The following is a 13,810-nucleotide window of genomic DNA, read 5'->3' as shown; positions in this document are numbered from 1 at the left end:
ACACTATTTCACGGGAGTGGCTGTTAAAAATTAAGGCTGCCACCACATCTTGTGGTTCATATTATCATTCCCCATTCTTTTAGCGGCATCGTTGTAGTTGGTCCTGTTCAACGACTGTTCACTTAATGGATAAGGAATGCGGTTCGGTACTTTGCCGTCGTTTATATTGGTGGGTCCCGGTACCAGCACGGGGTAGCCGGTGCGGCGGTATTCGTTCCATGCTTCCATGCCGCTGAAAAACAAAGCATAGAATTTTTGCAGGTATATTTTGCTCAGGCTGCCGTCATAAAAAACGCCTGGCTGCGACAGGTAGCTTTCCGTAAAGGGTGCGCCCCAATAGGCGAAAGATGCTCTGATGGCTGCTTCATACAGCTCTTTCGGCTGACCATTGAAATATCCTTTTTGTGCCGCCTCCGCTTTTAAGAACAACAGTTCGGAAAAGCCCATCCAGATGGCTGGCTCTGTGTTGGATTGAAAACGTGTGCCCAGGTAGGACTGAAAGTTGTATCCTCCGTTGTAGTTGGCAGACTCGGTTACGGGTAAGGCATTGGGTAAGCCTACATACTGTGGATTGGCGGTACCGGCAGATGCATTGGTAGGCCTTGCGTACTGGAACAGGCGGCTGTCGTTCAGCTTTTTTAAAGAGTCCACAATAAAAGCGCTCACCGATTTGTATTTAAAGTCAAAATCGCGCACATAATTCAATGATAAAGGACTGGCATCCGGCAGGCTTCCGCTGTAGCGGTATACGAAGTTATCGTCGTTGCTTTCCATTACCGGGTACTGCTGGGGATCGGATAACAGGGTTTTTATGTCCGATACAGCAGTGGACAGTTTACCGGAGGACCGCATCAGTAAACGCAGACGCAGACTGTTGGCGAATTTTTGCCAGCGCACCAGGTTGCCATTGTAAACGGGATCGCCGCCATATAAAAGCGGGCTGGCACCCTTTAACATGTCCGCCGCCGTGCGCAGGTTTTCGAGCATTTTAACATAGATGTCTTCCTGCTTATCATATTTAGGCATGTATATGTTCCCCGTGGTACCCAGGCCCGCTTCTGAAAAAGGTATATCACCATAGGTATCCGTGAGTACAGCATAAATGTAAGTCTGAACGATGATCGCGATGGCTTTATAGTTCGCCATGTCCGTTGTTTTATCTCCCATGGCGATAATATCATTCAAATCACGCATCCGGCTGTACATGGCCCATAACCCGTTGGAGTTGGAGGGCAGTAGTTTAAACCGTTGCACTTCCGTGAAGGTATTGTTCATGCAGGTATACTGAATCAATTCATTATTCAATTCAAAAGCATTGCCCACCAGTGTATTGGAAGTATTGTAAATTACCTGCGGCAGGATAACGCCCGGGTTTACCGTAGATGGAACGTTAGGATTGGTATTATCCATTTTGGTGCAGGCAGAAAAACCTGCTGCCAGCATGAACAGCCCTATTTTTAAAATTCGCATGTCAGCTATGTTTAGAAAGTAATTTTAATATCAATACCGAGGCTCCTGGTGGAAGGTATTTGTGCATTTTCGATACCCGGCACTACCGTACCGCCGGATACAAATGAAGTTTCGGGATCTACACCGGGTACTTTTGTGAAGAGTAACAGATTTCTTCCTGTCAGGCTGCAATCTAACGACTGCACTAATTTATCTTTCAGGAACCTGGCCGGTAAACGGTAACCTAATATCACCTCCCTCAATTTCACGAAGCTCGCATCAAAAGTGCTGGACTCCACATTGGGTCTTTTGTAGTAACCACGATAGTAGGTGTAGGCAGCCACGCGCTCTGTATTCGGTGAATAAGAACCATCGCCGTTCAGCACTACCCCGTCTCCGATTATGCCACCTTCTCTGCCAGGTAGTGTATTGGCCAGGCTGCCTGCTTCTGTGCCGGTAACATGGGTGAAGGAATAAATTTTACCGCCAAACTTACCATCCAGCAACACGCTCATGGACCAGTCTTTGTAACGCAGGCTGTTTCTTATACCGCCCAGCCAGTCCGGGTTATAGTTGCCTAACCGGAGGGTGTTACTGGTAAACACGGGTACGCCTCCTTTGTAGATTACTTTTCCTGCTTCGTTCCTTAATAAACCTACTCCGTAAATATCTCCCATTCTGCCGCCCACGCGGGCTTCAATGGTAGCACCTTGTGCAGATGCCATTACGTAGCTTTCTACGCCGTCTGCCAGCTCCACCACTTTGCTCCTGTTAGCCGAAGCCGTGAAGAAGATATCCCATACCAGTTTTTTCTTAACGGGTGTTACGCCCAGTACCATTTCCCAGCCTTTGTTGCTGATTTCCCCGGCGTTCATCACTTTCGATCCGTAATAGGTGGCCTGCGACAGGGGGCTTCTTAATATCTGGTTCTTACTGGTAGCGGAATACCAGCTTGCGTCCAGGCTAACGCGGTTGTTCAGCAGTTTCAATTCCGTGCCTATTTCAAACGATCCCGTGATTTCCGGTTTCAGGTTGGTATTAGGGATGGCAGCAGGGAGGCCTACGGTGCCGGGAAGTGTGTTGTATTCGTAGTAAGCGCTCGTTTGATAAGGATCGGTATCATTACCTACCTGCGCATAAGATGCCCGCAATTTCCAGTAATTCAGTACGTCGGATTTGATGTTCAAGGCTTCTGTCATCAAAGCACTCAGCGATGCAGAAGAATAGAAGTACGAATTATTGTTTCTTGGCAGGGTAGATGACCAGTCATTCCTGGCCGTCAGCTGCAGGAAGAACGTGTTATCGTAGTCCAGGTCTGCAACCCCGTATAAACTGTTGACTATTTTCTGTGAGTTGAATTCCTCTACGATCGGCCTTCCGGAAGCATTGCCCAGGTTATAGACGCCGGGAATGACGAGACCATTGGCCGTAACCGTATTGCTGCTGGTATTGATCTGCAGGTTGTTACCACCGGCCGATGCAGAGAGGTTAAACTTACCCATTTTAGGCGCCGTATATGACAGTAAGAAATCGGAGTTCCTTTCCAGGTAATCCAGGTCCTGCCGCCTGTACAAACCATTGATAGCTACCACAGAACTTTTGGGTCTTTGAGACGATCGTCTTTCACCGGAATAATCCAGGCCGGTACGCACCATCAACGTTAAATCAGGCAGGATCGAGTAGTTAAAGTGTACATTACCAAACAACCTGTTACGGTCCATGCCATTTAACTGCTCATACATCGTCATATAAGGGTTGTCGCCCCAGGTAAAATAATAATCCTGCTTAATTCCTTCCTGGCCCTTTTGCCAGTAATTCCGGAACCAGTCCATGGAAGCATTTCTTTCTGTCCAGATAAAATTATAGGTCGGAGAAGCCCCGCCATATCCCATCACAGGCAGGTTGTCGCTGAAGCTGTTGATATAATTTACGTTCGCATTGAAGCTCAATTTGGAAGACAGCTTAATGGTACTGTTCGTATTAAACTGGTGGCGGTTCAGTTCCGTATTGGGCATGATACCCGTTTGCCTGTAATGGTTATATGAGGCACGGAAATTCGCTACATCTGCTGACTTTTGTACGGAGAGTCCGTTCATGTAAGTGATGCCCGTCACATAAAAATCTTTCACATTGTCAGGATGTGCCCTCCAGGGACTGGCGATTCTTTTGCCATCGGGCCCGATGGGGGAACCATACTGGATAAAATTCTGTCCGTTGAATTTAGCGCCCCAGTTGTGTCCTGAGTTAGAAGTATTAGGACCATCGGGACCGTCGCCATAGGAATAATAGTTTAAACCCACACCTGTACCGCCACCATATTCATTCTGAAACTCCGGCGTTTGCAACACCCTGTCAAAGCTGGTGTTACTGGTCACGGACACGCCCAGTCTTTTTCCCTCAGCGGCCCTTTTTGTTTTGATAATGATGACACCATTGGCCGCCCGGCTGCCATACAACGCTGCTGCATTCGGGCCTTTCATGATACTGATGGAGGCTATATCATCCGGGTTAATTTCAGCACCACCGCTGCCGTAATCAATAGATAAGTCGCTGGAAGCCCCGGTGCCCAGGTTGTTGTTAATGGGCACACCATCTACCACCACCATGGCGATATTCTTATTGAGATTGAGTGACGATTCTCCACGCAGCACAATCCTGTTAGAGCCTGCCAATCCGCCCGACACCTGCGTCATATTTAAACCGGCTACTTTACCTTGCAGACCGCTTAACATGTTACCGCCTTTAGCCGTATTGAGATCAGCCCCTTTCACTTCCTGCACTGCGTAACCCAGGCGCTTTTTTTCTTTGGTGATACCCAGGGAAGTAACAATGACTTCATTCAGGCTATTGTCTACCGCTTTCAGCTTCACCAGCAAAGAATTGTTATCGCCCTCTTTGATGAGCAGGTCAGCAATACTGTGCCTGGTATAATTCAAGTGCGAGAAAAACAGGTCGTATTTACTACCGTCTTTTAAACCGGTAAAAGAAAATTCGCCTTTTTCGTTGCTGAAAGTAGAGATGCTTTTTTCATTCTTTGCTTGTGGCTTACATTCAATACTTACACCAAACACCGGTTCATTATCAGCATCCATCACGATGCCCTTAATTCCCCCGGACTGGGCCTTCCCCTGTGCGTGACAACAGAGTATTACGATCAGCAGCATACAAGCCGCTTTTAGCTGTTTACAATATTTCATTTTTATTTTTTTTAGGCAACACGATCCCTGTACACGCCCGGGTGTGTAATGTACATCGTGTTGATTCAATGATTATTTAGTTATGCTGAAACCCTGATTATTTGTGGTGATCGTCAGATTATTGATCTTCGCGATGATTTCCAGGATACTTTGCAATTCCTCGTGCTCCTGGAAAGTGCCGGTAAATAACATGCCGGCCAGCTCCGCTTTATCGAACTCGATGTTGACTTTATATTTATGTTCCAGTGTCGTTAATACCTTTACCAGCGTTACCTGTTTAAAAGTCAGGTTGCCCGTTTTCCCCGCCGCCTTGCTTCTTTTGGATGACGATGCCAGCAATTTCTCGCCACCATCACGCATCACCGTTGTTTGCCTGTTATAGGTCAAAGCCCGTTGCTGCGGGGCGAGGATTACCTGCTCTTTGTTTCCCCCATTCAGCGCCTGTACTTTCACCGCGCCTTCCAGCAGGTACACAATCGTACTATCCCCTGTGGCTGTTACTTCGAATACCGTACCTAAAGCGGTGGTCATATTGTTCTTTGTGTATACGACAAAAGGCCTGTTTTTATCTTTCTTCACCGTAAACCTGGCACTTCCGTTTAACACCAGCTTTCGTGATAGCATATTATAACTGCTGTCATATCCCAATGTACTTCCCGCGTACAAAAACACCTCACTGCTATCTTCAAGCCAAATCGTTTTTTGCGCTGTGGGTGCATGAATCACCGTTGTTGCATTGGCAGCAGCCATAATCGCCGCTTCCTTTTTACCGCCCGGCTGGTTATGCCAATAGAGAACGGAGAGTAAGACCACCAGGCCCGTACAAGCGGCTGCTATCGCACTATTCCTGCTGAACAGCCGTCTTATCTTAACATCCGGACGCTGTTCAGGCATTGTTCGCAGCTTACTCAGAATGGCCGCCTTATTCTTCTCCTGGTCAAACCCGGTAACCGGCGCTGACAGGGAGGCAATGTTATTCCTGATAGCGGACTCCCATTCTTTGTAAAGCTCCTGTTCCTGCTCATCTAGCAGGTTCAATAACGCATACAGCTCATCCACGGAAGCAGTTCCATCCTGGTATTTATTGATAAGTGATGATAAGTTTCGCATCTTCAACATAAAATGTAAAAAAGTAAAAAGAAGGGGGTGCCTGCTGTATTACGCAATTGTTAACAAACTCAGGCGATAAAAAATACGAAGAGCGTATATAGAGCAACATCGCTTTTAGCGGCCATTTGCCGCAGCATCTGGAGGGCGGATTTCACGTATTCTTTAACCGTTTCTTCCTTGATACCTAAGGTTTCGGCTACTTCTTTGTAGGATTTGCCCTGTATTTTGTACAATTCAAAGGCCAGGCGTTTTCTTTCGGGCAACGAATCAATGGCTTCTCTTAAGAAAGCGGTCTTTTTTTCATAACGATCATCATGCTCCCACTCCTCCTGCTTCACTTCAAGCGATGTTTCCGCCAGCGCCTGCATCCTGGTTTTCACCTTTTTCCGCACGCAGGTCATCGTCATATAAAAGCTGGTGGTAAACAACCACCCTGCCACAGACTGCTTACTGTTAAGGGAGTGCCGTTGCTCCCATAACTTCAGGAAAACAGTTTGCAATACATCTTCAGCTTCCTGGGTGTCAGGTAATAATTTGTAGATGTTTCGGAACAGCGCTTGACTGTAATAGTCATACAACTGCCCGAAAAGCTGCTCATCGCCTTCGGCGAGTGCCGCAATGATCGTATTATTATCCGGAAGTACTTTCATTACCTGCAAAAGTAAAATACAGTACGCTGGCCGGATATTAAGAAAATGTAAAGTGGCGTGATATGGATTTGTGTGGCGGGCGGTGGGCCGTAGAGCGGTTTCCCGTGACCGTTGGTTAGAAAGAGCCTGGACTGCCATGAAAACAAATCCTGGATGGCTGCTTACATCTACTTAATCGATTACTTTGTCGGGAAACCAGGTGCTTCAGATGGCGAATGAATGACAGCTCATGTCCGTGTACATAAGCCGGCCATCCTGAGGGTTACCGGGGTTCCATTCTGTATTTCAAAAAGTAATTTGATATGAAGATTTTAGTCATCGGAGGAACGGGCCTCATCGGCAAAGGCGTATGTAAAAAGCTGGAAAGTATGGGTCATGATGTGGTTGTCGGATCGCCCAGCGCAGGCGTGGATATCCTGACGGGGCAAGGCCTCGCAGCAGCACTGGCCGGAACTGGTATTGTGATTGACCTGTCTAACTCCTCATCCCCGGATGGAGAAACGGCACTGAATTTTTTCCGTACCGCGGGCAACAACCTGGTAACAGCCGAGAAAACTTCCAGTGTGAAACATCACCTGGTACTGTCTATCGTTGGAACGCCGCTGGCTCAACATATCGGCTATTTACAAGCCAAGCAGCAGCAGGAGGACACGATCATCACTTCCGGGCTCCCTTATACGATCATCCGTTCGACGCAATTTCATGAACATACATCTACGATCATTGCGGTGCAGGGAGATGGCAAAGAAGTACATGTGTCTACAGTCGACTATCAACCGATCGCCGTGGCAGATGTCGTAAACTATGTTGTGAAATTTGCTTTGGAGGAACCGAAAAACGCCATCGTTGAGATAGCCGGCCCCGATCGTGGTCCGATGAATGAATTTGTGCAAAAGTACCTGGACGAAAAGCGTGAAGACAAGATAGTGATAGCTAACGATGACAATAAATACATGTTCTTCGATATCCCCAAATCGGCGTTAGTGCCTGCCGGCGATTTTTACCCGGGAGCAATCAGGTTTGATGATTGGAATAAGTCGTCATAACAGTCATGCGCAGCAGGATGATTGTTTCCTGCTGCGCATCCCTTATCACTCCTTACATGCTTTCAGTGCCTTGAAAAACTGCTGCATTTCGTCTGGATTCAGCGAAGCAAATCCCACCCTGATTCCGTTGACGTTATCGTTATATTGGTAAATGCTGCCTTCATTCATGTAAATACCGTTCTTTGCCAGGCGACCGGCGAGGTCGGGTATCGAATACTCCGGGGCAAAGGTGGTCCAGACAGCCATCCCGCCTTTCGGCAGGCTAAAATGGCTGATATCTCCTACGCAGGAATGAAGAAGCTCGCAGAAAGTATCCCGGCGTTCTTTATACAGCTTCACCGACTTTCGTAAATGCCGTTGCATCTCTCCTGTTTTAAAAAGATGCGCGACTGATTCCTCAAACAATACGTCGCCGCGGATTTCGACCAATCGTTTGAACATGGAAGCCTGGTATATGAAATCATCCCCTGCGATCAGATAGCCTAACCTGGTAGAGGGCGCTAACGTCTTTGAGACAGAGCCAATGTAAATTACATAGCCGCGATGATCCGCACTGGCTAGCGGCAGTATGGGAGCGTTTTCATAATGATAGTCATAATCATAATCGTCCTCGATAACCGGGAACCGATACTGGCGGATGATTTCCAAAAGCTGTAACCTCCGCTCTTTACTGAGCGTCACGGTTGTCGGGTGATGATGGTGCGGGATGATATACAGCAGATCAGGCGGTGACTTTTTGCAGATGCGCGCTATTTCGTCCACATCCATCCCATTTTCGTCAACTTTTACTTTGACCAGTTTTGCGCCCATCTGTTCAAAGAGTTTGTCCGCAAGCACATAATTCAAGTCGCCGACGATGACCGTACTGCCAGGCCGCAGCGTCATGCTGGCCGCTACAAAAATGGCGAGTTGCGCGCCATGCGTAACCATTACATGCTGCGGTCCGATATCGAGTGCCCTGGTTTTAGATAGAAAAAGTGCCAGCTCATTTCTCAACGATACACTTCCGGCAGCACTGTCGTTTAAAAGCCTGCTATGGAGGTGAACCCTTTTTGATAAGAACCTGTACCGGTCATAAATAGCATCCAGGGGTGCCAGCCTCACATCGGGATAACCGTCGTTAATCATCAATTGATGCGCGCCCAATACCCTCTTCGCAGCAGATCTTATGGCCACCTGTTTGTAGAAGCCATGATCTTCCTGCAAGCCCGACCCCTGGGCAGCTCCGAAAGATTTAGGATGTATTTCCGGGAGCTGTTTGGCCACAAAGTTTCCTTTCCGTGCTATCCCTTCGAGCCATCCTTCCACCTGGAGGTCTTCATAGGCCGATACCACCGTTGTACGGTTAATCTCCATCATTGACGCCATGTCGCGACTGGCAGGCAGCTGATATCCCGGTTTCAACTTGCCGTCTTTTATCAGCAAGACAATTCCCTTCGCTAACTGCTTAAAAACGGGAACATCGGAATGCCTGTCTATTTCAATCAAACTTCCGTATGGCAATGCCTGTACTCCCATGATAATATGCTAGGTTGTCAGGCGTAAGTTTACAATTTTTTTCTGAATGCAGTCTTTAGCTACGTTGCACGCTTCCAACGGCATATCCCCCGCCACTTCATACTCCACCTTCTCCCCCTCCACACCATCTCCCTCACCGCCTCGTTGCCCGGCAAATCCTTTACGGACACCACAATACGACAGCCATCCAGCTGCTCCTTAACAGGCTCGTACAACCAGGTATCATTTCCACTGGCCAGGGCTTTCCCACTTTCTATCAACTGCCCGTTACGATTGTACAGCTGCACGGTCACACCCGCCACTCTAAAGTTATCCGTAGCCGTTACCACGATGCCCGTATCCCCGATCTCCACGTGATGGATCACAGGGGCTTGCAGGAAGTCGGAAATAGCGAGATTATGCGCGTTCAGGGCGCCATGCCTGCCGGCTTTATAAATGGCATGCAGCTCCTGCGACTTGCGTACCCTGGCAGACCATACGGCCCCGTCCCGGAAGTTTGCCTTCGTACGTTCCTGCGCGTCGGTGCCCCTGCCAGGACGTTTGCGCGGGGCCTTTGCGATGATTTGCCTCCCGTACCGGAAATAGGACACGATCTGTTTGCCGAACTTGCCGCGGGCACCGGAGCAGATGGCGTTAAATTGTTCCTGGATCATATGCTTTTTTCCTGCAAATATGAGGGTCAAAACGGCGGATCAATGAGACCTTTTCGCGCAGAAAAGATACACTTTCGGGCAAAGTTGGATTTCGGGAAGGGTCAGATTACCCATCCGATGGTTCAGTGATGGTCGGGTGACGGTTGCGTGACGGTCGGGTCGTATTGTCAGAACGACTGTAAAAACGCCAAATACTTCGGTACGCTCTGCTCCACATATTCCTCCGAAACATTAAACTCCAGTCCGTAAAAGGCGAAAAAGGGCCGGTAATCCGCCTTTACATATTCGAAGGTCAACTCGAATGGGCGTAAAAGTTCTTCCAGGGTGTATTTATACTTTTCTCCATGCTGATATTCTTCCTCGTCAACGCCAGCGGACACGGCCAATGCAATCTTCTTTCCGCCCATTTTGTAGCCGCTTTTACTGCCGTATGCCCAGCCGTGTAACATCACATCCTCCAGCCACTTCTTTAGTAAGGGGGGACAATTAAACCAATAATACGGAAATTGAAAGACGATACGATCGTGTTGCTCGACCAGTTGTTGCTCTGCCAGTACGTCTATCTTTTCGTCCGGGTACACCTGGTAGAGGGGATGCACGGTATATAGGTCGGGGTACTGCTGCAGTGCTGCTACCCATCTTTTATTAACGGTTGAATTTTCGATATCCGGATGTGCTACAATCACCAATGTTTTCATCTTACCTGTTTTAACAACAAAATTAAAGGGGCCACCGTTTATTTGGTACATTAGCTACCGATTGTAGGGTACTATAAAAAATGTAAGTAATGTCTAAAATAAAGGAAAGCTCTACCAACTTCGCGAACAAACAGGCACTGATGGACGAGTGCCCGGAGGTATATGCATCCAATATCATTGGCGGGCAATGGTCGCTGGTGATCTGTTCCTGGCTCATGAATGGCAAGCTTAGGTTTGGCGAACTGCGGAAGTTGTTACCGACCATTACGGAGCGTATGCTTACGTTACAACTGCGAAAGCTGGAGGAGAGCAAGATCGTGAAACGTACGGTATATGCGGAGGTGCCGCCGCGGGTGGAGTATGAACTCACGGAGATCGGGTATGATCTGAAGCCGGTGATCCAGCAGTTGGAAATATGGGGGGAGAAGCATAAGCAGTTGTAATGCCCTATTTTTCTCTATCGACCCCAAACGCATTCTGCAAATGCCGCAATCCTATCTGCGGATAGTAAGTCATGGCCGTCGGTGCCGACAATAGCAGCAACATACACTCCTCCCCGGCGGCCGCCTTCGTGTGCGCGATGAGCTGCCTGCCTATTCCCCGTTTCTGATAGCGGGTATTCACGGCCAGGTCTGCCAGGTAACACCAGTAACTATAATCCGTCATAGCCCTGGAAATGCCCACCAGCACGTCGTTGTCCAAGGCGGTAACTATAAGGTTGGAATGAGCGTACATCTTTTCCATCCTGGCGATGTCGGCTACGGGCCTTTTTAGACCGGCATTTGCATATAGGTCGATGATTTGATGGATGGTGGGAAATACGCCTGTTTTGTAAATGATGTTGGTGTTCATATGCTTTTATTGGGGTTCGCGACCGGTGGTGATGCCTATGCGGTTCCAGGCGTTCATGGCCACGATGGCCATCATTACTTCGGTAAGGTAAGTTTGTCCAAGTACGTCGAGCGCGTTGTTGTAGATTTCGTCCGGCACGCCCTGCTGTGCGATCAGCGTCATCGCGTCCGCTAAGGCGAGAATGGCACGTTCTTCCTTTGAAAAGAAGGGAGTTTCTTTCCAGGCTGATAACACAAACAAGCGACGCGGATCTTCCCCGATCTTCAGGGCGTCCTTTACGTGCTTGTCGATGCAGAACGAGCAGCCGTTGATCTGCGATACACGGATTTTAATCAGCTCTGCATGTATCTTACTTAAAGATGTTTTCGCCAGGTACCGTTCAAATGCGAGCATGGTGTCGTAGGCTGCGGGATCCGTATCTCCCAATAATTTCCGTTTCGTCATCTGCTATCTTTTTAGGCGAATGTAAACAGGAATTGGACTACTTTAGGGGACCAGATACCAGATCACAAATAGTCCAGATGCTGCCATACAAATCGCTCCTCAAAATCGATGCGAAGGGTAAAAAGCCACGCTACGAGCAACTTGCTGCCGGTTTACACCACCTGATCAACAAAGGTTTGATACCGCCCGGCACCAAACTACCCAGCTCGCGTTTGCTGGCGGAACTGCTGCAACTGCATCGCAAAACGGTGACTGCGGCCTACGAAGAGCTGATCCACCAGGGATGGATCTCTTCAAAGAATAAAAGCGGCTACTATGTGAACCCGGACATGCCCATCACAAAGGTTGCCGTTAAAAAAGCCACCGCACCCAAATACCCGGCAAAGTTGCCGGTACCGCTGCATTTTTCAAACATCCTGCCGCCTGCAGGGAAGTTACAGGGTCTCTTCCTGGACGATGGCCTGCCAGATCCGCGCATCGCTCCATACAAGCCCCTGTTGCGCGAGTTACGGGCGCTGACCGACCGCCCGCATCAACTGAAAAAGTTAAATCATGGAACCTCCGCAGGCTCATCGAGACTGGCCCGCGCGTTGGCCGCACACCTGGCAGATTCGAGAGGTATACATTTGTCAGCACCCAATATTTACGTAACAAACGGTGGGCAGATGGGCATCTATTTAGTGAGTAAAGCCTTACTCTCCCCCGGCGATGTAGTACTGGCAGGCGCCCCGGGATACAGCCTGGCAAACCAGGCCTTCACGTCCAACGGGGCGCGCGTGACAACAGTACCGGTGGATGAACATGGCATCAACGTAGATAAGATCGGCGCCATCTGCAAACGAAAAAAAGTGAAAGCGGTGTACGTGATCCCGCATCACCACTACCCTACCACGGTGACCCTTTCGCCGGAAAGGCGCATGAAGCTGCTGGCCTTGTCGGAGCAATATAATTTCATCATCATAGAAGATGATTACGACTACGATTATCATTACGCCTCCGCCCCGCATCTGCCAATGGCCAGCTACCATCACCAGGGCCGCGTGGTGTATATCGGCAGCCTGTCCAAGAGCCTGTCAGCCTCCCTGCGACTGGGATTTATCGCCGGTACGGAGGACCTGATCGGCGCTGTACAACACTTCCGTAAGATGGTCGACATCCGCAGCGACATCCTGCTGGAAAACGCCGTGGCTAACTTATTCGAGCAGGGCGAAATCGCCCGGCATACCCGGAAAGCGAATAAGTTGTACAAGGAGCGGCGGGACTACCTCTGCCGGCTGCTAGACCAGCACCTGGGCAACATCATCTCGTACCGGGTGCCAGACGGCGGCATGTCGGTATGGATGAAATTTCCGGAACTGCTTCCGGTGCGCGCTATCGGCGAGCGGCTGCAGCAGCAGGGGATTTCCTTTCATCGTCATATGCTGTTTGATGAGGGCGATTTGAACCATATGCGGCTTGGGTTTGCGTCGCTGAATTTTGGGGAGATAAACAAATTTCTAAACTCCCTCCCATCATAACATTACGCTATTAACAACCTTTCCAGGGGAGATGCTTATAAAGGATTTTTCCATCCCGTTCCACCTGTTCACCCGCTACTATCGGATAGGCATACTTAGGCGCATGCGATACGCTGTGTGGTTTTATCATGATTACGTCATTCACTTTCAGGCTACGTAGCTGCTGGGGATCATCGTCAAACCTCAGGATATAATCTTCACCATCAATGCTGGCCATTACCCCGAAACCTAAGCGTGAGCCCGCCGGCAGAGAAAGTGAGGTGATCACCGCCTCCAGATCGGAATACCCCTTATTACACCGCTGGATCTTCGCGGAAGCAGCGAGCACTTTTTTACCTTCGGGAGATGCTTTCCAATTTTTGTAGGCTATACCACCGGGGGTAGCCTCCCATTGTTGCCTGGCTGCCCTCAGTTCGGCTTCCGTAAGTGGTTGTGCAGCTGCCTTTTTAGGTGCTTCTTTTTCTGTTTCGCGATTGGCGAACACGAGGCCGCTGACTACGAGCAGCGCCAAAATCAGTGGATAGATAACTTTTTTCATAGTTTAAAGTTTGATACAGCAATCTACCCTGATCCTTTCAGCCTGAAGCAAAAGGATTGTAATTTTTCTATGTAAACATTGTAAATAAACTATTGACAATCTGCATCATAGCAAAATCCTTACTCTGCTGAGCCATGT

Annotated in this window: 13 protein-coding genes; 3 read left to right on the top strand and 10 right to left on the bottom strand. The window is 48.8% G+C overall.

Annotated features, from left to right (window positions below; translation table 11 throughout):
• Nucleotides 1–30 precede the first annotated feature (30 nt).
• The 4 genes from MKQ68_RS07865 to MKQ68_RS07850 form a co-directional block, all read right to left on the bottom strand.
• Complete coding sequence (locus MKQ68_RS07865) at nt 31–1,470, bottom strand: SusD/RagB family nutrient-binding outer membrane lipoprotein (protein WP_264282816.1); 1,440 nt, start codon at nt 1,468–1,470, stop codon at nt 31–33.
• 11 nt (nt 1,471–1,481) lie between these two features.
• Nucleotides 1,482–4,646, bottom strand: a complete 3,165-nt coding sequence (locus tag MKQ68_RS07860) for a SusC/RagA family TonB-linked outer membrane protein (RefSeq protein WP_264282815.1) — start codon at nt 4,644–4,646, stop codon at nt 1,482–1,484.
• Between the two features lie 72 nt (nt 4,647–4,718).
• Nucleotides 4,719–5,756 (bottom strand): FecR family protein, encoded by a 1,038-nt coding sequence (locus tag MKQ68_RS07855; protein ID WP_264282814.1) that lies wholly within the window; start codon nt 5,754–5,756, stop codon nt 4,719–4,721.
• Between the two features lie 68 nt (nt 5,757–5,824).
• Nucleotides 5,825–6,406, bottom strand: coding sequence for an RNA polymerase sigma factor (locus MKQ68_RS07850; RefSeq protein ID WP_264282813.1), 582 nt, complete (start codon nt 6,404–6,406; stop codon nt 5,825–5,827).
• A gap of 302 nt (nt 6,407–6,708) precedes the next feature.
• Here MKQ68_RS07850 and MKQ68_RS07845 point away from each other — a divergent pair, with 302 nt between their 5' ends.
• Nucleotides 6,709–7,452 carry an SDR family oxidoreductase gene (locus tag MKQ68_RS07845; RefSeq protein WP_264282812.1) on the top strand — a complete coding sequence of 248 codons (744 nt, stop codon included), beginning with the start codon at nt 6,709–6,711 and terminating at the stop codon, nt 7,450–7,452.
• A 45-nt stretch (nt 7,453–7,497) separates the two neighbouring features.
• Here the strand turns inward: MKQ68_RS07845 and MKQ68_RS07840 are convergent, their stop codons facing one another.
• From MKQ68_RS07840 to MKQ68_RS07830, 3 genes are all read right to left on the bottom strand, one after another.
• The gene (locus MKQ68_RS07840) at nt 7,498–8,970 is read right to left on the bottom strand and encodes an aminotransferase-like domain-containing protein (protein ID WP_264282811.1); all 1,473 of its coding nucleotides are present in this window, start codon (nt 8,968–8,970) and stop codon (nt 7,498–7,500) included.
• 59 nt (nt 8,971–9,029) lie between these two features.
• Nucleotides 9,030–9,623: a hypothetical protein gene (locus tag MKQ68_RS07835; protein WP_264282810.1), complete on the bottom strand. Its 594-nt coding sequence runs from the start codon at nt 9,621–9,623 to the stop codon at nt 9,030–9,032.
• A gap of 167 nt (nt 9,624–9,790) precedes the next feature.
• On the bottom strand, nt 9,791–10,321 hold the full coding sequence (locus tag MKQ68_RS07830; RefSeq protein ID WP_264282809.1) for an NAD(P)H-dependent oxidoreductase: 531 nt from the start codon (nt 10,319–10,321) through the stop codon (nt 9,791–9,793).
• 89 nt (nt 10,322–10,410) lie between these two features.
• Here MKQ68_RS07830 and MKQ68_RS07825 point away from each other — a divergent pair, with 89 nt between their 5' ends.
• Nucleotides 10,411–10,764: a winged helix-turn-helix transcriptional regulator gene (locus MKQ68_RS07825; protein WP_264282808.1), complete on the top strand. Its 354-nt coding sequence runs from the start codon at nt 10,411–10,413 to the stop codon at nt 10,762–10,764.
• Nucleotides 10,765–10,768: 4 nt separating this feature from the next.
• Here MKQ68_RS07825 and MKQ68_RS07820 read toward each other — a convergent pair whose 3' ends face one another.
• Both MKQ68_RS07820 and MKQ68_RS07815 read right to left on the bottom strand, forming a co-directional pair.
• Nucleotides 10,769–11,173 carry a GNAT family N-acetyltransferase gene (locus tag MKQ68_RS07820; protein WP_264282807.1) on the bottom strand — a complete coding sequence of 135 codons (405 nt, stop codon included), beginning with the start codon at nt 11,171–11,173 and terminating at the stop codon, nt 10,769–10,771.
• 6 nt (nt 11,174–11,179) lie between these two features.
• Complete coding sequence (locus MKQ68_RS07815; protein WP_244838160.1) at nt 11,180–11,617, bottom strand: carboxymuconolactone decarboxylase family protein; 438 nt, start codon at nt 11,615–11,617, stop codon at nt 11,180–11,182.
• 77 nt (nt 11,618–11,694) lie between these two features.
• Here MKQ68_RS07815 and pdxR point away from each other — a divergent pair, with 77 nt between their 5' ends.
• Entirely contained in the window at nt 11,695–13,134 is a 1,440-nt protein-coding gene (gene pdxR, locus MKQ68_RS07810) for a MocR-like pyridoxine biosynthesis transcription factor PdxR (protein ID WP_264282806.1), read from the top strand.
• A 10-nt stretch (nt 13,135–13,144) separates the two neighbouring features.
• Here pdxR and MKQ68_RS07805 read toward each other — a convergent pair whose 3' ends face one another.
• Nucleotides 13,145–13,672 carry a hypothetical protein gene (locus MKQ68_RS07805; RefSeq protein ID WP_264282805.1) on the bottom strand — a complete coding sequence of 176 codons (528 nt, stop codon included), beginning with the start codon at nt 13,670–13,672 and terminating at the stop codon, nt 13,145–13,147.
• Between the last annotated feature and the right edge of the window lie 138 nt (nt 13,673–13,810).

It is taken from the genome of Chitinophaga horti (assembly GCF_022867795.2).
GTDB classification, from domain to species: Bacteria; Bacteroidota; Bacteroidia; order Chitinophagales; family Chitinophagaceae; genus Chitinophaga; species Chitinophaga horti.
Note: the sequence above shows the minus strand (reverse complement) of the source record. Positions and strands in the feature narration are given on the sequence as shown.